Below are 26,726 nucleotides of genomic sequence, written 5' to 3'. Positions count from 1 at the left end.
CCGATGATCCATCGACTCAGGTGAGGTGGTCGGTCACGTAACGTTCGAAGGCGGCGATGCCGTCCTCGACCGTGATCAGTTCCATCACATCATCGAACTCGATCTTGGTGCCCCACTTGAGGTCGGCGGCCTGCTTGCCGAGATACTTGCGTGCGGCGTCGTCATAGCGGTCCACGCAGTAGCGGCGATCCGAATACGGGCCGCTGCGGTGCGGGTTGCTGGCCGCGTGCAGGCCCAGCACCTTCGCTCCCATGGCATTGGCGATATGCATCGGTCCCGAATCGGGTGTCATCACCAGATTGGCGCGTGCCAGCAGCGCAGGCAGCTGCTTGAGCGTGTCCTTGCCGACCAGGTCCAGTGCCGGCGTGTGCAGCTGGGCCTGGATCGCGTCGGCCATGCTGCGTTCCAGTTCACTGCGGCCACCGCACAGCACCACCTGCCAGCCGCGCTGCGTGGCATGGTTGGCGACGGCCGCATAGCGGTCGGCGTACCAGTTGCGGCGGACGTGGCTGGAGCAGGGCGAAATCATCAGTACCGGCCGGCCATCGTCCTGCCACTGCGCCGCGGCCCACTCGAAGGCGGACGGCGGCACGGCCAGGTCCCAGCTCACGTCGGTCTGGCGCAGGCCCAGCGGCTCGCAGAAGCTGCCGATCGCGTCCAGCACGTGGATGCCGGGGCGGTCCGGAATGCGTTCGTTGATGAACAACCCGTGCAGATCCTTCGAGCGGCTGCGGTCGTATCCGATGCGGCGTTCGGCCGGGATGAACGCTGACAGCAGGTTCGCGCGGAAGGCCACCTGCATCTGCAGCAGCGCCTCGAAGCGCCCCGGTGGCAGCTGCTTGCGCAGCTCCTTGACGCCGGCCATGCCGCTCTTCTTGTCGTAGGCATGGAAGGTCACGCCCGGCAGACCCTCGAGCAGCTTCTGCCCGGCCTTGTCGATGATCCAGTGGATCGGCGTGTCCGGGCGTGCGGCCTGCAGCGTACGCACCAGGGGCACCACGTGGGTGACATCGCCAAGTGCGGACAGGCGCAGAAGGCACAAGGATGAGGACGCTGATGCCATGTGTTGTTAGACTCAAAGAAATGGTCGCATTCGACGCCAATGAAGCGCTGACGCCATGCCGCGAGGGTCGCGGCATCGGGGCCATTCTGTTCGACCGCGAGCGCCTGCGGCAAGCCGACATCGGCCTGTTCTCTCCCCAGCACTGGGGCAGCCGGGCCCGGCCGGTGGGCGAGGGGGGGCGTGGCAGCGCCTGGTTCGTGGACGCGCCGTTCGGCCCCAGCGTGCTGCGCCACTACCTGCGCGGTGGCCTGGTGGCCAGGATCAGCCACGACCAGTACCTGTGGCGGGGCGCCGACCGGACCCGCAGTTTTGCCGAGTTCCGGCTGATGCGGGCCCTGCGCGCGCTGAAGCTGCCGGTTCCCCGGCCGGTGGCGGCTTTCTACATGCGGCAGGGCATGCGCTACCGGGCGGCGATCCTGATGGAACGGATCGAAGGGGTGCGTTCGCTGGCCGACCGCGCGCTGGTTGCCGGACGTGGCGCGCCGTGGGAAGAGACCGGTCGGCTGATCGCCCGCTTCCACCGTGCCGGCTTGGACCATGCCGACCTCAACGCGCACAACATCCTGTTCGACAGCAACGGCCATGGCTGGCTGATCGACTTCGATCGTGGCGTCATCCGCATTCCGGCCACCGCCTGGCGGGAGCGCAACCTCAAGCGCCTGCTGCGCTCGTTGATCAAGCTGCGCGGCGAGCGCAGCGTAGAGGACGTGCAGAAGGACTACGCGCGGCTGCGCCGCGCCTATGACATGGCCTGGAACCGGGGCACCTGATGGACTGGTCGTTGCGTTTCCTCGGCGTCGGCAATGCGTCGGCGGTCGAGTTGGGATCACCGATGTCGGTGATCGAGCGCGAAGGTCGGCCGTGGTTGACGATCGACTGTGGCGGGGAAGGCCTGACCGCCTTCAGGGCGCACTACGGCCACATGCCGCAGGCGCTGTTCATCACGCATGTCCACCTGGACCATGTGGCCGGTTTCGAGCGGCTGTTCGTGGATACCTACTTCAACGCGCAGCGGCGTGGGAAGGTGCGCCTGTATGTGCCGGCCACCGTGGTGCCGCTGCTGCACAGGCGCATCGGCGATTACCCCAATGTGCTGGCCGAGGGCGGTGCCAATTTCTGGGATGCGTTCCAGTTGGTCGTGGTCGGCGACGCGTTCTGGCATGAAGGCGTGCGCCTGGAAGTATTCCCGGCACGCCACCACTGGCCGGAGACCGCCTATGGGTTGCGCCTGCAGGGCGCGCTGACCTGGAGCGGTGATACCCGGCCGATCCCGGAGATGCTGGCGCGGTACGCCAGTGACAACGAGCTGATCGCCCACGACTGCGGCCTGCACGGCAATCCATCGCATACCGGGGTCGATGATCTGGAGCGCGAGTACAGCGCTGAGCTGCAGGCGCGGATGATGCTGTACCACTACGCCAGCGTGGCCGATGGTGCTGCGCTGGCCGCGCGCGGACACCGCGTGGCACAGCCGGGCCAGTGTGTGCCGCTGGCGACCCCGACCGCGCCGCACGTGCTGGCGCAGGATCCGCCGTGAATACCTCTGGCCAGCCTGCCGACGCGGCGCTGGCGGCCGAGCTGGAACATCTGGAACGCGCGCTGCACACCCCGCAGGTGCGCGGTGATCGCGCGCGGCTGTCGGAACTGCTGGATGAGGATTTCAGCGAGATCGGCAGCTCCGGCCAGTGCTATGGCCGTGCGGCTGCGCTGGCGGAGATTCCGCTGGAGCGGGCGCAGGTGCAGATCGAATCGGAGCAGTACGCGGTCTCGTTGCTGGCACCAGACCTGGCCCAGGTGCGTTATCGCAGCCGCTACCACCTGGATGGCCAGCCGCAGCGCTGGGTGCTGCGCAGTTCGTTGTGGCGCAGGCATGGGCAGGGATGGCGGGTGGTATTCCATCAAGGGACGCCCGAAGCACGGTAGCGCCGGGCCACGCCCGGCGAGGGGGCCAACCAGGGTTGACCTCTTACCAGAGCGCGGCACTGCCAGAAAGGCGATGGCCCCGCCGGCTGACCTCGGCGCCCGCGTCGATCGATACCGTTGCTGCCTTCCGGCCCTGGCGGGGTTTTCGACCTAGCGTCGCGAGGGGCCGACGGGGCCACCATAGAGACGTTGGCCGCCCGGAGGCGGCCTGTTCACGGATCAGGGGAAGCAGCGCAGGGTGCGCCGGAGACCACAGCCGGACTGCACATCGGCTGGCCGATGGCAGGCGCGCATTCTAGCGCAGGCATGCGTATCGACGCCAGCGCCATGCGCTGAATCTGCTGTAACCCGCGGCGCGTATTCGCGGCCGGGCGGCGCGGGCGTTGCTAGAATCCCGGGCCAGGAGGAACGACCTCCCCCGCATCGGGAATCAATGACCAGGACGGCCTGGCCCTGCCAAGAGGAGGGCCGTCATGGCCTGGATCTATCTGTTGTTCGCTGGCCTGCTGGAAATCGTCTGGGCCGTGTCGATGAAGCAATCGGAAGGCTTCACCAGGCTCACTCCCACCCTGGTCACTCTCGCCGGCATGATCGCCAGTTTCTGGCTGCTGGCCGTGGCCATGCGCAGCCTGCCGCTGGGAACGGCTTACACGATCTGGACAGGTATCGGCGCGGTCGGTGCCTTCGTGGTCGGCATCGTGTTCCTGGGTGAACAGGTCAGCCCGATGCGGATCGGCGCGGCGGTGCTGATCGTGTCGGGGCTGGTGCTGATGAAGCTGTCCAGCAGCTGAGATTGGGCGCAGTTTCCTGGACAACCGACTGCCCACCAAATAAAAAAGCCGCCCGTTGGGCGGCTTTTTCATTCATCTGGCGGAGAGAGGGGGATTGTCGGGTGCATCCCTGCACCCGATCCCTGCGCGCACTGCGCTTCGGGACCCGCCTTCGGCGGTCCGGATCTGCTCCCGCAGATCCGTCGAACCCCGGCGAGGCGTGTCACCCCGATGCTCTCCACCAGACAAATAAAAAAGCCGCCCGATGGGCGGCTTTTTCATTCATCTGGCGGAGAGAGGGGGATTCGAACCCCCGAAGCGCGGTTTAGACGCTTACACACTTTCCAGGCGTGCTCCTTCAACCACTCGGACACCTCTCCGGATCCCTGCCATCGGCAAACGCCTCAGCAGGGGCGCAGATTCTAGCGGGCGGCGCGGCAGGACACAAGCACCCATTCAGGGCGCGTCGCAGGCGGAGGGGGATGGACAGGCGTGGCACAATGGAGCATCCGATGGAAGACGGTGGCCTGATGTCCTATCTCGTCCTTGCCCGCAAGTGGCGTCCGAAGCGTTTTGCCGAGCTGGTGGGCCAGGAACACGTGGTCCGTGCGCTCAGCAATGCGCTGGACAGTGGCCGGGTCCACCACGCGTTCCTGTTCACCGGTACCCGCGGTGTGGGCAAGACCACCATCGCGCGCATCTTCGCCAAGTCGCTGAACTGCGAGCAGGGCACCAGTGCCGATCCGTGCGGCCAGTGCCCGGCCTGCCTGGACATCGATGCCGGTCGTTACATCGACCTGCTGGAGATCGACGCCGCGTCCAACACCGGCGTGGATGACGTCCGCGAGGTGATCGAGAACGCGCAGTACATGCCCTCGCGCGGCAAGTACAAGGTCTACCTGATCGACGAAGTGCACATGCTCTCGAAGGCGGCGTTCAACGCGCTGCTGAAGACGCTGGAAGAGCCGCCGGAGCACGTCAAGTTCCTGCTGGCCACCACCGATCCGCAGAAGCTGCCGGTCACCGTGCTCAGCCGCTGCCTGCAGTTCAACCTCAAGCGCCTGGATGAGGACCAGATCCAGGGCCAGATGACCCGCATCCTGGCGGCCGAGGAAATCGAAGCCGACGGCAGTGCCATCGTGCAGCTGGCCAAGGCCGCCGACGGCAGTTTGCGCGACGGTCTGTCGCTGCTGGACCAGGCCATCGCCTACGCCGGTGGTGCGCTGCGCGACGATGTGGTGCGCACGATGCTGGGGACCGTCGATCGCACCCAGGTGGCAGCGATGCTCGATGCCCTCGCCGAAGGTGACGGGTCGCGCCTGTTGCAGGTGGTGGCGGCACTGGCGGAATTCTCGCCCGACTGGAGTGGCGTGCTGGAGGCCTTGGCCGAAGGCCTGCATCGCATCCAGGTGCAGCAGCTGGTACCGGGTGTTGCCGCCGCGGCTGAAGGCCTGGACGCGGCAGCGTTCGCCGGGCGGCTGCGTCCGGAGGTGGTGCAGCTCTGGTATCAGATGGCCCTGAACGGCCGTCGCGACCTGTCGCTGGCGCCGAGCCCGCGCGCGGGCTTTGAAATGGCCGTGCTGCGCATGCTGGCGTTCCGCCCGGCAGCGTCGGTGCCGCCGGTGCCGCGTTCGGTGGATGCCGCCGGCGGTGCCGCCGGGGGGGCGATGCCCGGTGGTGGGGCGGGTGCTGGCAGCCAGGAAACGGCCCCGGTGGCCGCCGCTGCCGCGATCCCGGCCCGCGTGCCTGCGCAGGCCGCCCCACGCGAACCCGACCCGGAGCCAGAGCCGGCGCCCGAACCCGAACCTGATCCGGCGCCTGAGCCGAAGCCGGTTCCGGTCGAAGAACCGGTGTCGCCGCCGCCGGTCAAGGCCGACGGCATCCCGGTGCCGGTGGCCGTCGATGATCTTCCGCCGTGGGCCACGGATGAGGCCGAGGCCCGCGACCAGGCACTGGCTGCGGATGTCGCCACGCCGGACGCGGCCATGGTCGCGCCCTGGCATGAGCCGTCGCCTCCGGTCGCTGCATCAGCCGCGCCCGAGCGTCCGTTCCGTTCCGAGGGCATCGTCATCGCTCCACCTGCGCCCGTCGCGTCGGCGGAGACGGGCGCGCGGGCTGACATCGGCGAGCTGGCGACGGCGGAAGACTGGCTGGACCTGGTCGCCAACAGCGGCCTGAGCGGGCCTTCACGGCAGCTTGCGGCCAATGCCGCCTTCATCTCCTGCCGGCAGGGGACCTTGAAACTGGGGCTTTCGCCCGGATTTGAGTACCTGCGCTCGGAACGCGCGCTGGCCGCTCTTGGCGAAATGCTGGAAAAGGCCTTGGGGCACGCGCTGAAGATCGTGGTCGAGACCGTGGAAACCGAACACGTTCCGGCCGAGACCCTGCACCAGCGCGCCGATCGCCAGCGCGGGGAGCGGCAACAGGTGGCAGAGGCTGTTTTCATGGACGATCCGGAAGTGCAGGTGCTGATCCAGCAACACGGCGCCCGGGTCGTTTCCGATTCCATCCGTTCTTTTGACGAGTAAGACACTATGCGCGGCAACATCGCCCAACTGATGCAGCAGGCCCAGAAGATGCAGGAGAACCTGCAGAAGGCCCAGGAAGAAATCGCCAGGATCGAAGTGACCGGCAGTGCCGGCGGTGGCATGGTCAGCGTGACGCTGACTGGTGCCAAGGAGTGCCGCAAGGTGCGCATCGACCCGTCGCTGGCCAGTGACCCGGAGATGCTGGAAGACCTGATCGCCGCGGCGTTCAACGATGCCTCCAACAAGATCGATGCCGAATCGAAGTCGAAGATGGGCTCGGCTACCGCCGGCATGCAGCTTCCGCCGGGCATGAAGCTGCCGTTCTGATCGTCGGCGCGGTGCCCGCGTTGCCGGGTGCCGCGCACACCCATAAAGCCAGAAGCTGCCGTGTCCGCACCCCTGCTTGAACAATTGATCGATGCGCTGCGGGTGCTGCCTGGCGTGGGCCAGAAGACCGCGCAGCGCATGGCCTACCACCTGCTGGAACGCGAACGCGACGGCGGCCAGCGCCTGGCCGAGGTGTTGGCGCTGGCCGTAGAGCGCATCGGCCACTGCGCGCAGTGCCGCGATTTCAGTGAAACCGAACTGTGCCCGACCTGCGCCAACGGCAGTCGCGAGCGCAGCCAGCTGTGCGTGGTGGAATCGCCCGCCGACCGCCTTGCCATCGAGAATGCCACCGGCTTCCGGGGTGTCTACTTCGTGCTGCAGGGGCGTCTGTCGCCGCTCGACGGCATCGGTCCGCGCGACCTGGGCCTGGAGCAGCTGGAGCAGCGCCTTGGCGAAGGCGAAGTGCAGGAGCTGATCATCGCCACCAGCGCCACCGTCGAGGGAGAGGCCACCGCGCATTATCTGGCGCAGCTGGCGCGGGCCCGCCAGGTCCGGCCGAGCCGGTTGGCGCAGGGGCTGCCGCTGGGGGGCGAACTGGAATACGTGGATCGCGGCACGCTGTCGCACGCGTTCGGCACCCGCAGCGAATTCCGCGATTGACGGCCTGGCCCTTTGAAGGGCGGGGGTTGCCTACAATGCAGGCGACATTTCACCGAGGCCGACCATGAGCAACGAAACCCTTTTCAGCAGGATCATCCGTCGCGAGATTCCGGCCACCATCGTCTATGAAGACGAAGACGTGCTGGGCTTCAAGGACATCGCGCCGCAGGCGCCGGTGCACGTGCTGTTCATTCCGAAGAATGAAATCATTCCGACCCTGGACGACCTGCAGCCTTCGCAGGCGCACCTGATCGGCAAGCTGGCCCTGGCGGCGGCCGACTATGCGCGCCGCGAGGGCTTTGCCGAGCAGGGCTACCGCATCGTGATGAACTGCCGTGAGGATGCGGGGCAGACCGTGTTCCACATCCACATGCATCTGCTGGCCGGCGCGCCGCTGGGCCATTTCGGCGCGCCCGGGAAGTAAGCGCCCGCCGGCGCGATGCCGTGCAAGCAGAAGGCCGCCCGGTGGGCGGCCTTCTGCGTCATGCGTACCGGAGGGGGGTTACCACCAGCCCCAGCGGCCGTAGCCCCAGTACGGGCCATACGGGCCCGGGCCCCAGGGGCCATAGGGGTAGGGCACGACGTCGACCTGTCGCTGCTCCGGCCACAGGTAGATCACATCGGCCGACAGCTTCGGCAGGCGATAGTCGTACTCGCCGATGCGGGTGTTCTGGTAGCCATCGATCTTGCCGATGAAGGTCACGTCACGGCCGGGCTCAAACACCGCCGGATCGTAGAAGCCGGAGCGGCAGGCGATGAAGCGGCCGTCGCTGGCATCGGACGAGGTGGTGTTCGGGCGGCCGGAGGCGTTGAGCGGGCGCGAGATCATCTGGAAGCAGGTCTCGCCCTGGCCGGGCTTGGTTTCGATGATGCGGCCGCCCCAGCGCACGGGCGTGCCGACCTGCTGGGTGGCGACTGAATCGCGCGGGGAGACCATGCTGAACTGTCCCTGCAGCGGCTTTGGGGCCGTGGCGCAGGCCGACAGGGCCAGCGTGGCCACAGCGGTGAGAAGGAACTTGGTGTTCATGGGGAGGCTCCGGAAGTCGGGCGATGCCTGCGCAGGTCCCGCAATAATGAAGCGAGGTCGGTGCAAGTTCCAGCGTAGCGCGCGTCGGCGAAACGCTGGCTGAGTGCCAGCAGGGCCGGATCGGGCCGGCACGCATGGACGCGACGGGCCCAGAGCAGTGCCGGCTCGTGCGGTTCGCGGGCCAAGCCGAGCCGGGCGTAGCGCCGGCCCAGGCGGTGCCAGGCGCGCAGCAGCGGGTCGCGTTCGCGCTCGCCCCGGGCCAGCAGCCATGCCATCCACAGCACGGCTGCCAACGCGGCCATCACGAAGCCTGACAGCAACTGTCCCGGCGCGATGTCGTCCAGACCCAGGGGCTTGAACAGCTGCTGCTGGCGGCGCGCATCGAAGGACAGCACCAGGTCGTTCCAGCCACGGCGCAGCCAGTCGCCCATCTGACCCAGCTGCAGCCAGCGCTGCTGCAGCGGATTGCCGGCGTCTGCCAGCAGGCGATCGTCGAGGGTGTCCAGGATGCGTTCGGGGGCGACGGCGGCCGTGGGATCGACCCGCACCCAGCCCCGTTGCGGCAGCCAGACCTCGGCCCAGGCGTGGGCATCCATCCGCCGCACGACCCAGTAGTCGCCCACCCGGTTGCGCGTGCCGCCGGCGAAGCCGGTCACCACGCGGGCCGGAATGCCTGCGTTGCGCATCAGCACCACGAAGGCCGAGCTGAAGTGCTCGCAGAAGCCTGCCTTGTAGCCGAACAGGAATTCATCGATGGGGTCGCGGCCGGCCACGGGCGTGTCCAGCGTGTAGGAGAAATCGGTGGTGATCCACTGCAGTGCGCGACGTACCACGGCCTCATCGTTGCTGCCCGCCTCCTGCCGCCACTGCCGGGCGAGGGTGGCGGTGCGTGGATTGAAGCCGGCCGGCAACTGCAGCGCTGCGCGTCGCAGGTAGGGGGGGAGCGCGCTGTCGAAGTGCTGCGGCGGCGCCGAGTGCAGGCGCCACCGGCTCAGCGCCGACAGCGTGCGGTCGCTGAGCAGGCTCATGTCCGCATCCAGCGTGCTGCCTTCCGGCGCACGGGTCGGCAGATCCAGTGCCACCAGCTGGCGGCGGTCGGTCGGCTCGTAGTCGATCTGGTAGTCCCAGCCGCGCGCACCGGCATCGACGATCGCGGGTGGGCGCTGCGTGCGGGCACGGTCACGGGTCCAGCGTCGGCCATCGAAGTCGGTCAACACCGGTCCTCGCCAGTAGCGCTGGTCCGGATCGGGTACGGCGCCGAAGAACTGCACCCGCAGCGCAGGTGTGTCGTCGGCCATCAGGTCCAGCCACTGCCCCGGCTCCATGCTGTCGGACAGGCCCGGCGTACTGACCGCGCGTTCGGGTACGCCCCACAGCGGCGTGGACAGACGCGGAAACAGCCAGAACGACGCCAGCGCCAGTGGCAGGCCCAGCGCCAGCAGCCGGCCGACGCCCTTCAGCTGGCCGCGCAACGGCAAGGCGTCGGCGTGACCCTCGCCCTGTGCCAGGCGCTGCAGGGCCAGCAGTGCACAAAGGCCGGCCAGCGCCGCCAGCAGCGTGGTCAGCGGGCCCTGGTCCAGCAGGAAGGCGGCGAATGGCGAGAACAGCGCAAAGCCCAGCAGGCTGCGTGCATCGCGCAGGCTGCGCAGCTCGCTGGACTTGATTGCAAGCATCGCGGCGAGCAGTGCACAGCCGGTATCGCGTCCGGGGCGGACCAGGCCCATCTGCCAGACGATGGCGGCCAGCATGCCCAGCACGAGCAGCAGGCGCACCGGCATCGGCAACACGCGTCGCCACGACAGCGCAGCCGTCAGCAGCGCAGCCAGCGCGATCACCGTGGCCAGCATCGGCGGCAACTGCAGCAGCAACGGCAGCAGCGCAAGCGCAGCGCTGGCCAGGGTCCAGGTGCGGGCGTTGCGGTCGAGCGTGGGCGCGGCGTCAGTCATGCGGCATCAGCGCCAGCGCGCGCAGGCAGAGATGGTGATGGCTGGCGCCCTGTCCTGGCCCCAGTGGCGGATGCGAGGGCAGCAGCAGGGTGTAGCGGCGACCGCCGCGTTCGGCCATGTCGATCCAGCGCGCCAGGCGTGCGATGCGCGCTTCGGTCGGCAGTGGCGCCAGCGTGTGCCAGTCCAGCACGACCTCGATGCCGACCGGCTTTTCGTACTCACGGACCAGCAGGCTGTCGCGGCGCGCGGAGTGCTTCCAGGCAATGCTGCGTGGCGCGTCTCCGGCGCGGTAGGGGCGCAGCTGGTGCAGCTCTTCGCCGCTGGCGTGGGCGCGGGTGTGCAATGGATCGTTGCCGCGCTCCGGCAGCGCGGGGGCCAACGCTTCGGCCAGGGGATACACCAGCAATGGCTGTTCCGGCCACACCCACGACCACGCACGGACCAGGCCCAACGGTTGCGTGGTGGACAGGCGGATGCGCGACAGCTCCCGCCAGCCGCGACGTTCGCTGGGGACGTCCAGCTCCACTTCGCCGCGCCCCTGTGCCGGCAGCGAGGTCCAGGCCTGGCTGTCGCCCAGTTGCAGGTGCAGCCCCTGTCGTGGCCGCGGATCACGCAGCGACAGGTCCACGCGCAGCCGCAGCGGCTGGCCGGCAGGCACCGGCTCGGCGGAGATCGCATCGATCTGCACGCCCGACAACTGCAGGTGCGCGGCAATGGCGCTGGCGATTGCCGCCGCCGCCAGCAGCAACGCCAGCAGCAACGCGGGGTTGTTGTTGTAGTTCAGCGCACCCAGCAGCATCGCTGACAGCAGCGTGGCGACGAACAGGCCGAAGCGTGTAGGCAGCACGTAGATGCGGTGGCGGTTCAACCGCTGCGGCAGTGCTTCCGGCGCACGCGGGCGTGCCAGCAGCTGCAGCCGCGCCCAGCGCGAGGCCACGCTCAGTCCACCGTGACGGTCTGCAGGATCGCGCGTGCCAGCGCAGGCCCGGAGCTGGACTCGGCTTCGGCCACCAGTCGATGCCCCGCCACCGCCACGAACAGCGTCTGCACGTCTTCGGGAATGACATGGCTGCGGCCGAGCAGCAGCGCATGCGCCCGGGCTGCACGCAGCAGCGCCAGTCCGGCACGAGGCGACAGCCCTACGCGCACGCCTGCATGCTGGCGGCTGCGTGTCAGCAGGGCCTGCACGTAGTCGACCAGCGCGTCGCTGGCGTGGACCTGGCCTACGGCCTCACGCAATGCCCGCACCTGCACTTCGTCCAGTTTCGGCATCGCACGTGCGATCAGGTCGCGGCGATCGGTGCCGCGCAGCAGCTCGCGCTCGGCCTGCGGGCTGGGATAGCCCATCGCCAGCCGCAGCAGGAAACGGTCCAGCTGCGAGTCGGGCAAGGGGAACGTGCCCGACAGGTCCACCGGATTCTGGGTGGCGATCACGAAGAAGGGGTCCGGCAGCGCATGCGTCTGTCCATCCAGTGTCACCTGCTGTTCGGCCATGGCCTCCAGCAGCGCGCTCTGCGTGCGTGGTGGCGCGCGGTTGATTTCATCGGCCAGCAGCACATGGGTGAACACCGGGCCGGGATGGAACTGGAACTGGCGACTGCCTGCCTCATACACCGATACGCCAAGCACATCGGCCGGCAACAGGTCCGAGGTGAACTGCACGCGCTGGAAGCCCAGGCCCAGACTGCTGGCCAGCGCGTGGGCCAGCGTGGTCTTGCCGAGGCCGGGCAGGTCCTCGATCAGCAGATGTCCACCGGACAGCAGCGCGACGAAGGCGAGCCGCACTTCCGGAACCTTGCCCAGCACCAGCGCGTTGACCTGATCCTGGGCCTCCCGCAGGGACTGGCGCAGTTGATCGGTTAGCATGCTGGGACTGGGGGACGAAGCTGGCATGATCGTCTCTGATCTGGAATCTCCTCGATTATCCATAGAGCAATGCAGGGCGAACAGCGCGCACGGACGATTTTTCTCTGGTTATGGACGCTGGTCACAGCGGCCAAGCTGGTGGTGGCCGCGCGCCTGCCACTGTTCGTCGATGAAGCGTTCTACTGGCAGGAAGGCCAGCACCTGGCGGCGGCCTATTCCGATCTGCCGGGCCTGACCGCGTGGATGGCCCGGCTGGGCGTGGAGATCGGCGGTCATCACGTGCTGGCCCTGCGCCTGCCGTTCCTGGCGATAGGTGCGTTGCTGCCCTGGCTGGTTTCGCGCATCGCCACGCGCTGGTTCGGTGCCGTGGCCGGTTGGCAGGCAGGCAGCCTTACTCTGCTGATGCCACTGTCGGCCACGCTGGGGCTGCTGGCGGTGCCGGACGTACCCATGGCGCTGGCGGCCGTGCTGTGCCTGCACGCGGGTGCGCGCCTGCTGCACAATGTGGACGCATCATCGGCGATGAAGCTGGCGTTGGGCCTGCTGATCGGTGCGCTCAGCCACTATCGCTTCATCGGTGTGATCGGCGTCGGCTTCATCGCGTTGCTGGCGTTGCCGCAGGGCCGGCGCATGCTGGCCGATCCGCGGGTCTGGGTCGCGCTGGCCATTGGTGTACTGGCCTGGTTGCCGTTGCTGGCGTGGAATGCGGACAACCACGATGCCGGGCTGAAGTTCCAGGTGGTCGAGCGCCATCCCTGGGCGTTCGAGTGGGGTGGGCTGTGGTTCCTGGTGATCCAGCCGATGCTGGTCACCCCCATTCTGTGCATCGCGATGTGGAAGGTGGCGCTGGCCGGCACGCGCAGCGGTGGTGGTGCGCGCGTGCAGTGGCGCTACTTCGGGCTGGTGGGCGGCGTATCGACGCTGGGCATCTTCCTGCTGGGGTTCTTCACCGATGTCGAGCGCATCAGTTTCCACTGGCCGCTGCCGGGCTACCTGGCGCTGCTGGTCGCGGTACCGGTGGTGCTCAATGGATGGCCGCGCTGGCTGCGCAGGACAGGGTGGTGGCTGGCAGGGCTGGGCATGGTGCTGGCGTTCGGCTACTACCTGATGGCATCCACGCCGGCACTGCGCGAGCAGATGGCCGGCAGCAAGTACTACCCGCGCAATTTCGCCGGCTGGGAGCCGTTGGCCACGGCGGTCCGCGAGGAACTGCAGCAGATGCCCGAAGGCACGCGTGTCCTGGCCGGCAACTTCAAGGTGGGGGCCGAGCTGGGCTTCCAGCTGGGCGATGGCGATATCGAAGTGTTGCCGCACCCGCTCAACGACAAGCATGGCCGCACGGCGCAGCTGGCGCAGTGGAACCTGGTGCATGCCGGTGAGCGCACCGCGCCCATGCTGCTGGTGCTGTCACCCAGCGACCAGCGGTACCGCGAGCTGCTGGACCGCTATCACGCGGTCTGCGAACAGGTGGGGCCGCTGCCGGCACCACGGATTGTCAGCAGTGACCACGGCTTCCAGCGCTTCCTGCTGTTCCGCCTGCCGGCGCAGCGCGCGCCGGGGCCCTGCGTGACGCCGGCGATGGCGTGGCTGGATGCGCCGTCCAATGGCGAGAAGGTGTCCGGCACGCTGGCGATCCGGGGCTGGGCCTTCAAGGACGGCGTCGGCCTGGCGCGCGTGGAGGTGCTGGTCGATGGCCGCTCGATCGGCGATGCACGCTACGGTCGCGAGTTCGACCTGCGCCCGGCCTGGCCGGACAGCACCGATCCGCAGCATCCGGCCGTGGGCTTCGATGCCAGCCTCGATACCTCCGTGCTGGCACCGGGCAAGCACTGGCTGGGCCTGCGCCTGTACGGCCACGACGGCAGCGTGGAAGCATGGCAGGAGCAGCCGTTCGTGGTGGAGAAGCGCTGAAGGCGCTACCCCGGGGCTCAGGGCACCCGGAATCCGGCCCTGCGCAGCACGCCGCACAGGGCGATCAGGGGCAGGCCGACCAGCGCAGTGGGATCGCGGCTGTCGATGGCTTCGAACAGGCTGATGCCCAGTCCTTCGCATTTGAAGCTGCCGGCACAGTCAAGGGGCTGCTCGGCAGCGACATAACGGGCGATTTCCGCGGCATCAAGATGACGGAAGCGCACTTCGGTCAGATCCAGCGCTGCGAAAGATTCTCCGTCCCGTGTGAGATTGAGGGCGGTGTGGAAGCGTACGGTGCGTCCGGCCATGGCCGCCAACTGCGCACAAGCGGCATCGACCGTGCCTGGCTTGCCCAGCGGCCGGCCTTCCAGATCGGCGACCTGGTCCGAGCCGATCACCCAGGCGCCCGGGTGGCGGGCGGCCACATCGGCCGCCTTGGCCGCGGCCAGGCGTACCGCCAGATCCAGCGGGGCTTCACCGCTCAACGGCGTTTCATCCACCTCCGGGCGCGCGCACTCGAACGGCAGGGCCAGCCGCTGCAGCAGTTCGCGGCGGTAACGGGAGGTGGAGGCCAGGACCAGGGTCATGCAACAATACCGGGGCAGGGTGCGGCAGTCTGGCCCGGGCTGACTGCCAGCGGCAAGCCTCATGTGGCGGGCATTTGACAGCCGCCGCCCGGATCCTTAGTATTCAGCGGCTTATGTCCGCGAACGTGCCCGAAACGCTGGATGCCTGGCGGATGGTTGTAGCGCGAAGGCGCTTCGACGGTCAGGTGTCCCTGGCTGAATTGACCCGCCTGCAGGGGTTGGTCGCAGATACCGACGGCGAGTGCGTGTACTCGCTTGAGTTCGGTCGCGACGACGTCTTGCGGGTATCCTATGTGGAACTGACCATCGACACCGCGCTGCCGCTGACCTGTCAGCGCAGCATGCAGCGATTCCTGTTGCCGGTGAAGGTGACCCAGAGGCTTGGCCTGATCCGCGACGAGGACGAGGAATCGTCCCTGCCGGAGGAATACGAGGCGTTGCTGGTGCCGGAAGATGGCCAGCTGCGTCCGCTGGACCTGGTCGAGGACGAACTGGTGCTGGCGGTGCCGGTGGTACCGCTGTCACCCGACGGTGAAGCAGTCGACAAGGACTGGGCACCGAGCGAAGAAGAAACGAAGAAGGCCAACCCGTTCGCGGCGTTGGCGGCGTTGAAGAAACAATAGCAGCCGGTTGTCGTCGGCGGCTGCGGCGAAAGCGAAAAGTGTGCTGGGCGCTGGCGTCCTGTGCGACGAAACGACGAAGCAAAACGAACCGAGTTTGGAGCAATCCCATGGCTGTCCAGAAATCCCGTGTTACCCCGTCCCGTCGCGGCCAGCGTCGTTCGCATGACGCCCTGAGCGCCAAGCAGCTGTCGACCGACCCGACCACCGGTGAAGTGCATCTGCGTCACCACATCACTGCCGACGGTTTCTACCGTGGCAAGAAGGTCATCCAGACCAAGACCTCGGCCGTCGAAGAAGATTGATGTGCCGGGAAGGCCGCTGCCCGACGGGCAGCGGCCTTTGCCTTCTTTCCCCGGGCGTGCCGGTGATCGGCGGCCCGCGCAACAGGAAACATGATGAGCAAGCGGATCTACTCGAGGATCGCGGGCACCGGCAGCTATTTGCCGGAAAAAGTCCTGACCAACGCCGACCTGGAAAAAATGGTCGAAACCTCGGACGAGTGGATCCAGACGCGCACCGGTATTCGTGAGCGGCACATTGCGGCCGAAGGCGAGACCACCAGCGATCTCGGCTACCAGGCTGCGCTGCGTGCGCTTGAAGCGGCGGGCATCGACGCTTCCCAGCTCGACATGATCGTGGTCGGCACGACCACGCCTGATCTGATTTTCCCGTCCACCGCGTGCCTCATCCAGGCCAAGCTCGGTGTGGCCGGTTGCCCCGCCTTCGACGTCAACGCGGCCTGCTCGGGCTTCGTGTTCGCGCTGAGCGTGGCCGACAAGTTCATCCGTTCCGGCGACTGCAGGCACGTGCTGGTGATCGGCGCGGAAACCCTGACCCGCATCGTCGACTGGAACGACCGCACCACCTGCGTGCTGTTCGGTGATGGTGCTGGCGCCGTCGTGCTCAAGGCCGACGAGGAAACCGGCATCCTCAGCACGCATCTGCACTCTGATGGCAGCAAGAAGGAACTGCTGTGGAATCCGGTCGGCGTTTCGGCCGGTTTCAAGGACGGCGCCAATGGCGGCGGCACCATCAACATGAAGGGCAACGACGTGTTCAAGTACGCCGTCAAGGCGCTGGACTCGGTCGTGGACGAGACCCTGGCTGCCAATGGCCTGGACAAGTCGGACCTGGACTGGCTGATCCCGCACCAGGCCAACCTGCGCATCATCGAAGCCACCGCCAAGCGGCTGGAAATGTCGATGGACCAGGTCGTGGTCACCGTCGACCAGCATGGCAACACCTCGTCCGGCTCGGTGCCGCTGGCGCTGGACGCTGCGGTCCGCTCGGGCCGCGTCGAGCGCGGTCAGCTGCTGCTGCTGGAAGCCTTTGGTGGCGGCTTCACGTGGGGTTCGGCCCTGTTGCGCTATTGATAGTGCAAGTTACGACAACGTGAAGTCTGTCGTTGCGGCCCTCCGGGGCCGTAACGCGTTTAAGGAGGTCCTGTCATGGTTGAGCCCATCGTCATCGACGGGCAGCGCGCCTGGCTGAAGCAGTACGGCAAGGGAAGCCGAGCCATGGCCCTGGGCCTGCTCAATTTCGTCGCCCGCCGGTTCCAGCTGGACGCGCTGCGCCCGCCGCCGCACCGGGGCGGAGACGCCGCACGCGAGGTCGAGGCCCGCCGCCTGGGCGAACTGCAGGCACAAGGGGTGAACGTGCCCGACGTGATCGGCAGCGGCCATGCCGCGCTGGTGATCGGGGACAACGGCAGCTCGTTCAACACCTGCCTGCGCGAGGCCGACGACGCCGGGCGGGACCGGCTGGTGATGGCCGCAATGCGGGCACTTGCCGAAGCACACAGCCGTGGCGCCTATTTCGGCCAGCCGCTGCCGCGCAACCTCACCTGGGATGGCGAGCGGGTCGGTTTCATCGACTTCGAGGAAGATCCGCTGGAAGTGATGGATCTGGCAGAAGCCCAGGCGCGCGACTGGCTGATGTTCGGCTATGGCGTGGCCAAGTACTACGCCGACCGGCCTGACTGCCTGCAGGCGATGATGGCCGAGGCGATCGGCACCGTGCAGGCGCCGGTACGCGAGCACGTGCACGCTGTGAGCGGCCGCCTGCAGCGCCTGGCCCGGGTCTGCATGAAGCTCGGACGCTCGGCGCGCACGCTGGCCCATTCGATCTTCATCGCGCACGGCGCCACCACCATGGGGGTGCTGATGGTGGTCGGGCTGTGCATGGACTTCTTTGCCGATGGCGAGCTGGACATTCTGCAGTTGTTCTGCTGATTGCATCCGCCGGGCATGGCCCGGCGCTACCGGAGCCGTTCGCCGGGCATGGATCGGCGTTGCCGGGACCGTTCGCCGGCCCGGCATTGCCGGCGCGCTCCATACGCCCTGCATACGCGCACGTACAGACGACACGGCGGATTCACCCTTATCATGGCCCGCTTCGATTGCAACAAGCGGATGACCGCGTGACCGTATCCACCCTCGCTTTTGTCTTCCCCGGCCAGGGCTCGCAGTCTGTGGGCATGGTGGCCGAGCTGGCCGAGCTGCACCCGCAGGTGCGTGAGGCCTTCACCGAGGCATCCGATGGTGCCGGCGTCGACCTGTGGGCGCTGTCCCAGGGTGGCCCGGAGGAAATGCTCAACCGTACCGAATACACGCAGCCGGCCCTGCTGGCGGCGAGCATCGGCGTGTGGCGCGCCTGGAACGCCGTGGGTGGTCCGCGCCCGTCGGTGCTGGCCGGCCACAGCCTGGGCGAGTACACGGCGCTGGTCGCCGCTGGCGCGCTGAGCCTGCATGACGGTGCGCACCTGGTGCGCCTGCGCGGCCAGCTGATGCAGGACGCGGCTCCGGCCGGCGTGGGCGCCATGGCCGCCGTGCTCGGCGCCGAAGACCAGCTGGTGCTGGACGTCTGCGCCGAAGCAGCGGGCAGCCAGGTGGTGGTACCGGCCAACTTCAACTCGCCCGGCCAGATCGTGATCGGTGGCGATGCGGCAGCAGTCGACCGCGCGCTGGCGTTGCTGGCCGAAAAGGGCGTGCGCAAGGCAGTGAAGCTGGCCGTCAGCGTGCCCTCGCATACCCCGTTGATGCGCGAGGCCGCCAACCGTCTGGCCGAAGTGATGGCCGGGCTGTCCTGGCAGGCTCCGCAGCTGCCGGTGGTACAGAACGTCGATGCCCAGGTGCACGACGGCGTGGATGCCATCCGCACCGCGCTGGTCCAGCAGCTGTACCAGCCGGTGCAGTGGACCGGTTGCGTGCAGGCCCTGGCCGCCCGTGGCATCACCCAGGTTGCCGAATGTGGCCCGGGCAAGGTGCTGACCGGCCTGGTCAAGCGCATCGACAAGGCCATCGACGGCCGTTCGCTGGCCACCCCGGGCGACTTTGAAAGCGCCCGCGAGGCATGGTCGGCCTGATCGCCCCTGTTCCTGCCGACCCTGCCAGTGGCCGCTGCACGCGGCGCGGGTGGGGCGGCTGCCCCCGTCTGAGGAAACCATCATGAGCAAGCCCCTGCAGGGTGAAATCGCACTGGTCACCGGCGCCAGCCGTGGCATCGGTGCCGCCATTGCCGATCTGCTGGCCGCCCAGGGCGCCACCGTCATCGGCACCGCCACCACCGAGTCCGGCGCTGCGGCGATCGGCGAGCGCCTGGCGGCCCACGGTGGTCACGGCCGCGCGCTGAACGTTACCGATGCCGCCGCACTGGACAGCGTGCTGGATGGCATCGCCAAGGAATTCGGCCCGATCTCGATCCTGGTCAACAACGCCGGCATCACCCGCGACAATCTGCTGATGCGCATGAAGGACGATGACTGGGCCTCGATCATCGACACCAACCTGACCAGCGTGTTCCGCACCAGCAAGGCGGTCATGCGCGGCATGATGAAGGCACGCAAGGGCCGCATCATCAACATCGCCTCGGTGGTGGGCGTGACCGGCAATGCCGGCCAGGCCAACTACGCTGCAGCCAAGGCCGGCATCATCGGCTTCAGCAAGTCGCTGGCCAAGGAGATCGGCTCGCGTGGCGTCACCGTCAACGTGGTCGCGCCGGGCTTCATCGACACCGACATGACCAAGGCACTGCCGGAAGAAGCGCGCACCGCGCTGATCAACGACATCGCCCTCGAACGCCTGGGTTCGCCGGAAGACATCGCCCATGCGGTGGCCTTCCTGGCCAGCCCGGCTGCCGGCTACATCACCGGCGAAACCCTCCATGTGAACGGCGGCATGTACATGCCGTAAGCAAGGGGCGCACGGATTGCGCCGCAAGTGGTTGATCTGCGTGGATTTTTGCTGCAATGCAAGGGCGCGCCGGTTTCCACTACACTATCCCACGGCCATCGCCCTTGATGGCGACCACTTTTGAACCACAACTCCATCTGGAGCGAGATCCCATGAGCACCATCGAAGAACGCGTCAAGAAAATCGTCGTCGAACAGCTTGGCGTCAAGGAAGAAGAAGTCACCACCAGCGCATCGTTCGTCGATGACCTGGGCGCTGACTCGCTGGACACCGTCGAGCTGGTGATGGCGCTGGAAGAAGAATTCGAGTGCGAAATCCCGGACGAAGAAGCCGAGAAGATCAGCACCGTGCAGGCCGCCATCGACTACATCAAGGCCCACGTCAAGGCCTGATGTCAGACGGCAGTGCGCGTGCGGGCATCCGCCCGGCGCGCACCGCACCCCATGGGGCCGCTGTTGCGGCCCCGTGTGTTTGCGCATCACACCGAAGCAAACCGCGTTGCCCGAAAGCATCTTCGGGTCAGGAGAATCAGCAATGAAGCGTCGCGTCGTCGTAACCGGCCTGGGTATCGTCTCGCCGTTGGGCAATGATCTGGCCAGCAGCTGGGAAGGCATCACCCATGGTCGTTCGGGCATCGGTCCGCTGACCAACGTCGCCGATTCCTACCTGGAACGGTTCACCACCAAGATTGCAGGTGAGGTCAAGGGCTTCGACATCACCGCCGACAATGCACTGTTCGGCAAGTACCGGGTCAGCGGCAAGGATGCCAAGAAGATGGACCCGTTCATCCATTACGGCCTCGGTGCCTCGTTCATGGCCCTGCATGATTCGGGCCTGGAGATCACCGACGCCAATGCCGAGCGCATCGGCGCCATCGTCGGCGCCGGCATCGGCGGCCTGCTCGGCATCGAAGAGCAGACCATCGAATTCCACGAGGGCAAGAAGATCTCGCCCTTCTACGTGCCCAAGACCATCATCAACATGCTGCCGGGCCAGCTGAGCATCATCACCGGCCTGAAGGGCCCGTCGTTCTCGGCGGTTTCGGCCTGCGCCACCTCGAACCACTCGATCGGCACCGCCATGCGCATGATCCAGTACGGCGATGCGGACGTGATGGTGGTGGGCGGCGCCGAGCGCGGCTCCTCGCCGACCGCCGTGGGCGGCTTCTGCGCGATGAAGGCCATGTCCACCCGCAACGACGCACCGGAACAGGCCTCGCGCCCCTGGGACAAGGACCGCGACGGCTTCGTGCTGGGCGACGGTGCCGGCATCCTGATCCTGGAAGAGTACGAGCACGCCAAGGCCCGTGGCGCGAAGATCTATTGCGAGCTGGCCGGCTTCGGCGCCAGCTCCGACGCGTACCACATGACCGCGCCGAGCGAGAACGGCGAAGGCGCTGCCCGCTGCATGACCATGGCGTTGAAGGACGCTGGCCTGAATCCGGAACAGGTGGGTTACCTCAACGCACATGGCACCTCCACGCCGCTGGGCGACCTGGGCGAAACCATGGCGATGAAGACGGCCTTCGGCGACCACGCCTACAAGATGATGGTCAGCTCCACCAAGTCGATGACCGGCCACCTGCTCGGCGCTGCCGGCGGTGTGGAGGCGATCTTCTCGGTGATGGCGCTGCAGGACAACGTCATCCCGCCGACCATCAACCTGCAGGAGCCGGGCGAAGGCTGTGATCTGGACTACGTCCCCAATGAAGCGCGCCAGGCCAAGGTCGACGTGGTGATGTCCAATGGCTTCGGCTTCGGCGGCACCAACGGCACGCTGATCTTCAAGCGCGTCTGACCGGGTTGTCGCGTCGGGCCATGCTCGACCGGACGTGCTCCACGCACCAGGAAGCCGCCGCAAGGCGGCTTCCGTGTATCTGAATTCCCCTGCAGGCCACCATGACCCACGCCCCGCTGATCCACCCGCTGCCGCATCCGATCGATCTGCTGGCCCTGCAGCAGCAAGCGCCGGAACGTTTCCCGCTGCTGATGGAGTCCACCGCTTCCGGCACCGCGCAGGGGCGCTGGAGCCTGCTGTTGGCCGCACAGGGCGACATGCTGCGCCTGGATGCCGATGGTTGCGTGCGCGACCAGCAGGATACGGTGCAGCCCGGCAGTTTCCTGCAGGCGCTGGACCGCGCCTGGCAGCAGGCACGGCTGCCGCACGATGGCAGTCACAGCCTGCCGTTCCGCGGCGGCTGGGCCTTGATGCTCGACTACGAAGTGGCCAGCCAGATCGAGCCGGTGCTGCCGGCGCGTGCGCGCGATGATGGCCGGCCGACGGCACTGGCGCTGCGCTGCCCGGCGGCCGTGCTGCACGATCACCAGAACCACGCCCGCTTCGTCATCGCCGAAGCGGGCGAGCAGGCGCTGCTGGACTCGCTGGTGGCGCTGGCCGCGCAGGCGCTGCCGGAGGCGGGGCAGGGCTGGCAGCCGCCGCAGTCGGTCGGCGAAGACGCGCCGCAGCGCTTCACCGACGGCGTGCGCCGGGTGATCGACTACCTGCGCGCCGGCGATGTGTTCCAGGTGAACCTGTCGCGGCGCTGGAGCGCGCAGTTCGCCACGCCGGTCAGCCCGCAGGCCCTGTACGCACAGCTGCGCCGCGCCAACCCCGCACCGTTTGCCGGCCTGTTCAGTGCGTTTGGGCGGCACGTGGTCAGCTCCTCGCCGGAGCGGCTGGTATCGGTGCATGCCGGCCACGCGCAGACCCGGCCGATCGCGGGCACGCGCCCACGTTTCGAGGGTGACGATGATGCCGCGCGCATCCAGGAGCTGGTCGGGCACCCGAAGGAGCGCGCCGAGCACGTGATGCTGATCGACCTTGAGCGCAACGATCTGGGCCGCATCTGCCTGCCCGGCACCGTGGTGGTCGATGAACTGATGACGGTGGAGAGCTACGCCCATGTGCACCACATCGTCAGCAACGTCAGCGGCCATCTGCGCCCGGAGGTCACCCCCGGCGAAGTGATCGCCGCAACGTTCCCCGGCGGCACCATCACCGGCTGCCCGAAGGTGCGCTGCATGCAGATCATCAGCGAGCTGGAGCAGGTGCCGCGCGGTGCCTATACCGGGGCGTTCGGCTGGCTGAACCGCGATGGCGACCTGGACCTGAACATCCTGATCCGTACCGCCGAGGTGGACGGCTACGAGGTCAGTTTCCGCACCGGTGCCGGCATCGTGGTCGATTCGGACCCGGACAAGGAGCTGGACGAGACCCGCGCCAAAGCGCGTGGCCTGCTGCGCGCCCTGGGCCAGCAAGGGTAGGCGATCGACCCCCGGCGGGGGAGGGCCCGCGCGACCCCTGGATCACCCCCCGGGCCATCCCCGCGCGCCCAGCGGGGGTGAGCGGCCCCGCCCGCCCAGACCCCCCCCCACCCGCCCGGTATCCTGCACGACGGAATCGAGTTCTGAGGTAATCCATGGCGGGAGCCAAGCGCGGGTGTCTGTTCGTGGTAACGCTGCTGGTGGTGCTGGTCGCGGTCGTGGCCGGCGCGGGTGCGTGGTTCTTCTACAAGCAGACCCAGTTCGCCGATGCCCGGATCTCCCCGTCCGCAGAGACCGTGGTGATCGCCAGCGGCGATGGCCTGAACACTGTGCTGCGCAAGCTGCGCGAGGCGGGCGTGGACGAAGGCCAGGACGCACAGTGGCAGCTGCTGGCACGCCAGCTCGACGCCGCCGGCAAGCTGAAGGTGGGTGAGTACGCGCTGGACAACCAGCTGACCCCGCGCGAGCTGCTGCTGCGCATGCGCGCCGGCAAGGTCCTGCAGCACCGCGTCACCATCATCGAAGGCTGGAACATCCGCCAGCTGCGCGCGGCGCTGAAGCGTGCCGATCCACTGCTGCACACCACCGATGATCTTGATGATGCGGCACTGATGCAGCGCCTGGGCTTCGGCGGCCAGCATCCGGAAGGCCGGTTCCTGCCGGAGACCTACATCTACCAGCGCGGTGACAGCGACGTGGATGTGCTCAAGCGTGCGCATGCGGCAATGGAAAAGGCGCTGGACGAGGCCTGGCAGAGCCGTGCACCGGACCTGCCGATCAACACGCCGTACGAGCTGCTGACGCTGGCATCGATCATCGAGAAGGAAACCGCGCTGGCCAGCGAGCGCCCGCAGATTGCCGGCGTGTTCATGCGCCGCCTGCAGATCGGCATGCGCCTGCAGACCGATCCCACCGTGATCTATGGCATCGGCGCGGCCTACGACGGCAACATCCGCCGCCGCGACCTGACCACCGATACGCCTTACAACACCTATACCCGTGCGGGCCTGACCCCGACCCCCATCGCCATGCCCAGTCGCGACGCGCTGATGGCCGCGGCACACCCGGCAGCGGGGGATGCACTGTATTTCGTCGCCGTTGGCGATGGCAGTGGCGCGCACGTGTTCTCGTCCAGCCTGGACCAGCACAACGCTGCGGTAGCGCGCTACCTGCAGCAGCTGCGCCAGCAACGCACCCAGGAGACCCCGGCGCAATGAGTCCCGCGCTGCTACGCCACCCGCGTTTCGTCAGCCTGGAAGGCGGCGAAGGCGCCGGCAAGACCACTGCGATCAATGCCATCCGCGCGTGCCTGCGCCAGCATGGCCATGAGGTCGTGTTGACGCGTGAACCGGGTGGCACGCCGCTGGCCGAGCGCATCCGCAGCCTGATACTCAAGCCCGATGCCGAGATCGCCGCCGAGCCGCTCAGTGCCGAGGCCGAACTGCTGCTGGTGTTCGCCGCCCGCGCGCAGCACGTGCGGGAGGTGATCCAGCCGGCCCTGCAGCGCGGTGCCTACGTGCTGAGTGATCGCTTCACCGATTCCAGCTACGCCTACCAGGGAGGGGGCCGTGGCCTGGACCCGCAGTGGATTGCCGAGCTGGAGCGCCGTGCCGTTGGCCTGTTGCCGGGCCTGACCCTGCTGCTGGATGTGGACGTGGCGGTCGGTCGCGCGCGCGCCAATGGCCGCGACCTGTGGCCGGACCGCATCGAGAGCGAGCAGGACGATTTCTTCCAGCGCGTGCGTGAAGTGTTCCGCAGCCGCGCCCAGCAGGACCCACAGCGTTTCGCCGTGATCGACGCGGGCCAGGTGCAGGAACGCGTGGCCGCCGACGTGATCGCGCGGGTCGAGCGCTGGCTGCAGGAAGGAAAGGGCGCATGAGCACCTTCTCGCCCTGGCAGCAGCGCGCATTCGATCAGACCGTGGCCGCGCTCGACGCGGGCCGGCTGGGGCATGGCCTGTTGATCTGCGGCCCGGCCGGGCTGGGCAAGCGCGAGGTTGCACTGGCGCTTGCCGACCACGTGCTGGCGCAGGGCGATGCCGCGCACGCCACGCGCACCCGCCACCTGATCGCTGCCGGTACCCACCCGGACCTGCAGCTGGTGAGCTTCATTCCAAACAAGAGTGGCGACAAGCTGCGCACCGAGATCGTCATCGAGCAGGTGCGCGAGATCACCGACAAACTGGCATTGACCCCGCAGTACGGCGTGGCCCAGGTGGTGATCGTCGATCCGGCCGATGCGATCAACCGCTCCGCGGCCAATGCACTGCTCAAGACGCTGGAAGAACCGCAGCCCGGCCGCTACCTGTGGCTGATCAGCAGCGACCCGGCACGCCTGCCGCAGACCATCCGCAGCCGGTGCCAGCGCCTGGAGTTCAAGCTGCCGCCGCACGAGGAAGCGCTGGCCTGGTTGCAGCAGCAGGGCCACAGCGACGCCTCCGCACGCGAAGCGCTGGACGCCGCGCGCGGCCATCCCGGCCAGGCCGACAACTGGCTGCGCGAGGACGGGCTGAGCCTGCGCCGTGAGGTGGCCCGCGACCTGGAGCAGCTGGCCACCGGCAGGACCGGCGCGGTGGAGCTGGCGCAGAAATGGTGCGGTGATGACAACGCGGCGCTGCGCCTGCGCTTCGCCGCCGACCTGGCGCTGGCCCAGGCCAGCACGGACGCCTTGACCGCGCCGGAGCGATTGCACAAGCTGGCAGCCTGGTTCGACGCTGCCAACCGCACCCGCGACCTGCTGCGCACCACGGTGCGTGCAGACCTTGCGGTGGTCGAGTTGCTGCTGGCCTGGAACAAGGTGAACGAGCGGCCTGCCGCAAGGGGAAATCGATGAGTGCCAGCAACGCCCGCCAGGGCATCCTGTCCCTGGCCGTGAAGGACAAAGCCGCGCTGTACGGCGCGTACATGCCGTTCGTGAAGAATGGCGGCATCTTCGTGCCCACGCCCAAGCGCTACTTCCTCGGCGACGAGGTGTTCCTGCTGCTGACCCTGCCCGATTCCAGCGAGCGCCTGCCGGTGGCCGGCAAGGTGATCTGGGTGACCCCGGCAGGGGCGCAGGGCAACCGTACCGCGGGCATCGGCGTGCAGCTGGCCGACGGCGCCGAAGGCGAGGGCGTGCGCCACAAGATCGAGACCCAGCTGGCCGGCCTGACCAGCTCGGACAAGCCCACCCACACGATGTGAGGCAGCGCCGGGCCACGCCCGGCGGCACGCCTCGAAAACACCCGTGAAGACGGATGTGAAAACTGTTGACGGCCTCTGAAAAGTTCCTATAATGAGCGGCTCAGCAACACACCGGGCGGTTAGCTCAGCGGTAGAGCATTGCCTTCACACGGCAAGGGTCACAGGTTCGATCCCTGTACCGCCCACCATGTTGCAGAACGAAAAAAGCCTCCAGCAATGGGGGCTTTTTTGTTGTCTGATGATACGTGCCGGCGTCGCTGCTGCGGCTGCCATCAGCCGCGCTGGTCCAGCAGATCCCGCGCGATCATCGCCGTCGCATCCAAGAGGTCGTGGCCGCTACCGGCCTGCACCACCACCGTCAGCAGATTACGGCCGACCTCGGCATTGCCGCTGGTCAGTTCCATCTCGCCTTCAAAGCACAGATCGGCCAGCCACTCGTGCGCCTGTTGAAGCCCGCGCTTGCGGGTGCGGCGAAACTCCGCCAGCAGCTTCGCCTGGCCGGCCTCCCGCTCACCATCGGCCAGCAGGCCGATCGCACCGCCGTGCGCCGCGCGCCAGATGGCCGGCAGCGGGCGACCGTTTGCGTCCACCACGTCCTCCGAGAACTGGGCGCAGTACATTTCGTAGCGTTTGCCCGCCGTACTGCGAGGTACGATGCCGGCGTCGGCGAGCAGGCACTCGGCTTCATCCAGTTTTCTGAACTTCAACCGCAGCAGTGCAGGGCGGCTCAGCTGTTGGGCCAGCGCGTGCTGGTTGGCGGCAAACCATACGTTCCAACCCACGGTTGCGCGGCCTTCCAGTGCGGCCTTGAAGTACTCCAAGTGTTCGGCGTCCATTGCGGCCTCCTGCGTTCCCTGCGC

General features: G+C 67.7%; 29 protein-coding genes, 2 tRNA genes and 1 other RNA gene. 23 read left to right on the top strand and 9 right to left on the bottom strand.

The window, feature by feature from the left end; genetic code table 11:
- Positions 1-16: 16 nt before the first annotated feature.
- Positions 17-1,063, bottom strand: a complete 1,047-nt coding sequence (locus tag ABE543_RS13275; protein WP_197600974.1) for a glycosyltransferase family 9 protein — start codon at positions 1,061-1,063, stop codon at positions 17-19.
- 20 nt (positions 1,064-1,083) lie between these two features.
- Between ABE543_RS13275 and ABE543_RS13270 the strand changes: the two genes are divergently transcribed.
- Genes ABE543_RS13270 through ABE543_RS13260 form a run of 3 tightly spaced genes read left to right on the top strand, consistent with a single transcriptional unit; the run spans position 1,084 to position 2,986 of the window.
- Positions 1,084-1,833, top strand: a complete 750-nt coding sequence (locus ABE543_RS13270; RefSeq protein WP_053519066.1) for a 3-deoxy-D-manno-octulosonic acid kinase — start codon at positions 1,084-1,086, stop codon at positions 1,831-1,833.
- Positions 1,833-2,600 (top strand): MBL fold metallo-hydrolase, encoded by a 768-nt coding sequence (locus ABE543_RS13265; protein ID WP_253118870.1) that lies wholly within the window; start codon positions 1,833-1,835, stop codon positions 2,598-2,600. The genes ABE543_RS13270 and ABE543_RS13265 overlap by 1 nt, the downstream gene beginning before the upstream one ends.
- Entirely contained in the window at positions 2,597-2,986 is a 390-nt protein-coding gene (locus tag ABE543_RS13260; protein WP_053519070.1) for a nuclear transport factor 2 family protein, read from the top strand. The genes ABE543_RS13265 and ABE543_RS13260 overlap by 4 nt, the downstream gene beginning before the upstream one ends.
- 76 nt (positions 2,987-3,062) lie before the next feature.
- Here ABE543_RS13260 and ffs read toward each other — a convergent pair.
- An RNA gene (ffs, locus tag ABE543_RS13255) (signal recognition particle sRNA small type) lies at positions 3,063-3,159 on the bottom strand.
- 300 nt (positions 3,160-3,459) lie between these two features.
- Between ffs and sugE the strand changes: the two genes are divergently transcribed.
- Complete coding sequence (gene sugE / locus ABE543_RS13250; protein WP_053519073.1) at positions 3,460-3,777, top strand: quaternary ammonium compound efflux SMR transporter SugE; 318 nt, start codon at positions 3,460-3,462, stop codon at positions 3,775-3,777.
- Positions 3,778-4,043: 266 nt separating this feature from the next.
- Here the strand turns inward: sugE and ABE543_RS13245 are convergent.
- A tRNA-Ser gene (locus ABE543_RS13245) sits at positions 4,044-4,136 on the bottom strand.
- A 132-nt stretch (positions 4,137-4,268) separates the two neighbouring features.
- On the opposite strand from ABE543_RS13245, the gene dnaX reads away from it, so the two are divergent.
- The 4 genes from dnaX (at position 4,269) to ABE543_RS13225 (ending at position 7,695) form a co-directional block, all read left to right on the top strand.
- A complete protein-coding gene (dnaX, locus tag ABE543_RS13240; RefSeq protein WP_053519075.1) occupies positions 4,269-6,284 on the top strand; it encodes a DNA polymerase III subunit gamma/tau in 2,016 nt (671 codons plus the stop codon).
- Positions 6,285-6,290: 6 nt separating this feature from the next.
- Complete coding sequence (locus ABE543_RS13235) at positions 6,291-6,611, top strand: YbaB/EbfC family nucleoid-associated protein (protein ID WP_010483846.1); 321 nt, start codon at positions 6,291-6,293, stop codon at positions 6,609-6,611.
- A 60-nt stretch (positions 6,612-6,671) separates the two neighbouring features.
- Positions 6,672-7,271 carry a recombination mediator RecR gene (recR, locus tag ABE543_RS13230; RefSeq protein WP_053519077.1) on the top strand — a complete coding sequence of 200 codons (600 nt, stop codon included), beginning with the start codon at positions 6,672-6,674 and terminating at the stop codon, positions 7,269-7,271.
- A gap of 64 nt (positions 7,272-7,335) precedes the next feature.
- Complete coding sequence (locus ABE543_RS13225; RefSeq protein WP_053519079.1) at positions 7,336-7,695, top strand: histidine triad nucleotide-binding protein; 360 nt, start codon at positions 7,336-7,338, stop codon at positions 7,693-7,695.
- 78 nt (positions 7,696-7,773) lie between these two features.
- Here ABE543_RS13225 and ABE543_RS13220 read toward each other — a convergent pair whose 3' ends face one another.
- Genes ABE543_RS13220 through ABE543_RS13205 form a run of 4 tightly spaced genes read right to left on the bottom strand, consistent with a single transcriptional unit; the run spans position 7,774 to position 12,137 of the window.
- Positions 7,774-8,298 (bottom strand): Slp family lipoprotein, encoded by a 525-nt coding sequence (locus tag ABE543_RS13220; RefSeq protein WP_053519081.1) that lies wholly within the window; start codon positions 8,296-8,298, stop codon positions 7,774-7,776.
- Positions 8,295-10,244 (bottom strand): DUF3488 and transglutaminase-like domain-containing protein, encoded by a 1,950-nt coding sequence (locus ABE543_RS13215; protein ID WP_346475776.1) that lies wholly within the window; start codon positions 10,242-10,244, stop codon positions 8,295-8,297. The genes ABE543_RS13220 and ABE543_RS13215 overlap by 4 nt, the downstream gene beginning before the upstream one ends.
- Positions 10,237-11,181, bottom strand: coding sequence for a DUF58 domain-containing protein (locus ABE543_RS13210; RefSeq protein ID WP_053519085.1), 945 nt, complete (start codon positions 11,179-11,181; stop codon positions 10,237-10,239). The genes ABE543_RS13215 and ABE543_RS13210 overlap by 8 nt, the downstream gene beginning before the upstream one ends.
- Before the next feature lie 2 nt (positions 11,182-11,183).
- Complete coding sequence (locus ABE543_RS13205) at positions 11,184-12,137, bottom strand: AAA family ATPase (protein WP_065175954.1); 954 nt, start codon at positions 12,135-12,137, stop codon at positions 11,184-11,186.
- A 42-nt stretch (positions 12,138-12,179) separates the two neighbouring features.
- On the opposite strand from ABE543_RS13205, the gene ABE543_RS13200 reads away from it, so the two are divergent.
- On the top strand, positions 12,180-14,021 hold the full coding sequence (locus tag ABE543_RS13200) for a glycosyltransferase family 39 protein (protein WP_053519089.1): 1,842 nt from the start codon (positions 12,180-12,182) through the stop codon (positions 14,019-14,021).
- A 17-nt stretch (positions 14,022-14,038) separates the two neighbouring features.
- Here the strand turns inward: ABE543_RS13200 and ABE543_RS13195 are convergent, their stop codons facing one another.
- Positions 14,039-14,608: a Maf family nucleotide pyrophosphatase gene (locus ABE543_RS13195; protein ID WP_053519091.1), complete on the bottom strand. Its 570-nt coding sequence runs from the start codon at positions 14,606-14,608 to the stop codon at positions 14,039-14,041.
- 113 nt (positions 14,609-14,721) lie between these two features.
- Here ABE543_RS13195 and ABE543_RS13190 point away from each other — a divergent pair, with 113 nt between their 5' ends.
- The 14 genes from ABE543_RS13190 (at position 14,722) to ABE543_RS13125 (ending at position 26,054) form a co-directional block, all read left to right on the top strand.
- On the top strand, positions 14,722-15,231 hold the full coding sequence (locus ABE543_RS13190; protein WP_049404889.1) for a YceD family protein: 510 nt from the start codon (positions 14,722-14,724) through the stop codon (positions 15,229-15,231).
- Positions 15,232-15,338: 107 nt separating this feature from the next.
- A complete protein-coding gene (gene rpmF, locus ABE543_RS13185) occupies positions 15,339-15,533 on the top strand; it encodes a 50S ribosomal protein L32 (protein ID WP_005408308.1) in 195 nt (64 codons plus the stop codon).
- A 93-nt stretch (positions 15,534-15,626) separates the two neighbouring features.
- A complete protein-coding gene (locus tag ABE543_RS13180) occupies positions 15,627-16,604 on the top strand; it encodes a beta-ketoacyl-ACP synthase III (RefSeq protein WP_053519093.1) in 978 nt (325 codons plus the stop codon).
- A 75-nt stretch (positions 16,605-16,679) separates the two neighbouring features.
- Positions 16,680-17,462, top strand: coding sequence for a serine/threonine protein phosphatase (locus tag ABE543_RS13175; protein WP_065182460.1), 783 nt, complete (start codon positions 16,680-16,682; stop codon positions 17,460-17,462).
- Positions 17,463-17,650: 188 nt separating this feature from the next.
- Positions 17,651-18,595: an ACP S-malonyltransferase gene (gene fabD, locus ABE543_RS13170; protein ID WP_053519097.1), complete on the top strand. Its 945-nt coding sequence runs from the start codon at positions 17,651-17,653 to the stop codon at positions 18,593-18,595.
- A gap of 82 nt (positions 18,596-18,677) precedes the next feature.
- Positions 18,678-19,421, top strand: coding sequence for a 3-oxoacyl-ACP reductase FabG (fabG, locus tag ABE543_RS13165; RefSeq protein WP_053519099.1), 744 nt, complete (start codon positions 18,678-18,680; stop codon positions 19,419-19,421).
- A gap of 152 nt (positions 19,422-19,573) precedes the next feature.
- Entirely contained in the window at positions 19,574-19,813 is a 240-nt protein-coding gene (acpP, locus tag ABE543_RS13160; RefSeq protein WP_053519101.1) for an acyl carrier protein, read from the top strand.
- A gap of 142 nt (positions 19,814-19,955) precedes the next feature.
- Positions 19,956-21,218, top strand: a complete 1,263-nt coding sequence (gene fabF / locus ABE543_RS13155; protein WP_053519103.1) for a beta-ketoacyl-ACP synthase II — start codon at positions 19,956-19,958, stop codon at positions 21,216-21,218.
- 101 nt (positions 21,219-21,319) lie between these two features.
- On the top strand, positions 21,320-22,684 hold the full coding sequence (locus ABE543_RS13150; protein WP_346475775.1) for an aminodeoxychorismate synthase component I: 1,365 nt from the start codon (positions 21,320-21,322) through the stop codon (positions 22,682-22,684).
- A gap of 155 nt (positions 22,685-22,839) precedes the next feature.
- Positions 22,840-23,901 (top strand): endolytic transglycosylase MltG, encoded by a 1,062-nt coding sequence (gene mltG / locus ABE543_RS13145; RefSeq protein WP_128989821.1) that lies wholly within the window; start codon positions 22,840-22,842, stop codon positions 23,899-23,901.
- A complete protein-coding gene (tmk, locus tag ABE543_RS13140; RefSeq protein ID WP_128989819.1) occupies positions 23,898-24,563 on the top strand; it encodes a dTMP kinase in 666 nt (221 codons plus the stop codon). The genes mltG and tmk overlap by 4 nt, the downstream gene beginning before the upstream one ends.
- The gene (locus ABE543_RS13135; RefSeq protein ID WP_111187151.1) at positions 24,560-25,516 is read left to right on the top strand and encodes a DNA polymerase III subunit delta'; all 957 of its coding nucleotides are present in this window, start codon (positions 24,560-24,562) and stop codon (positions 25,514-25,516) included. Before tmk ends, ABE543_RS13135 begins: the two co-directional genes overlap by 4 nt.
- Positions 25,513-25,866, top strand: coding sequence for a PilZ domain-containing protein (locus tag ABE543_RS13130; protein ID WP_346475774.1), 354 nt, complete (start codon positions 25,513-25,515; stop codon positions 25,864-25,866). Before ABE543_RS13135 ends, ABE543_RS13130 begins: the two co-directional genes overlap by 4 nt.
- A 113-nt stretch (positions 25,867-25,979) precedes the next feature.
- Positions 25,980-26,054 (top strand) — tRNA-Val (locus ABE543_RS13125).
- A gap of 84 nt (positions 26,055-26,138) precedes the next feature.
- Here the strand turns inward: ABE543_RS13125 and ABE543_RS13120 are convergent.
- A complete protein-coding gene (locus tag ABE543_RS13120; RefSeq protein ID WP_346475773.1) occupies positions 26,139-26,702 on the bottom strand; it encodes a hypothetical protein in 564 nt (187 codons plus the stop codon).
- Positions 26,703-26,726 lie beyond the last annotated feature (24 nt).

It is taken from the genome of Stenotrophomonas sp. TWI169 (assembly GCF_039674705.1).
Classification (GTDB): Bacteria; Pseudomonadota; Gammaproteobacteria; order Xanthomonadales; family Xanthomonadaceae; genus Stenotrophomonas; species Stenotrophomonas maltophilia_P.
Note: the sequence above shows the minus strand (reverse complement) of the source record. Positions and strands in the feature narration are given on the sequence as shown.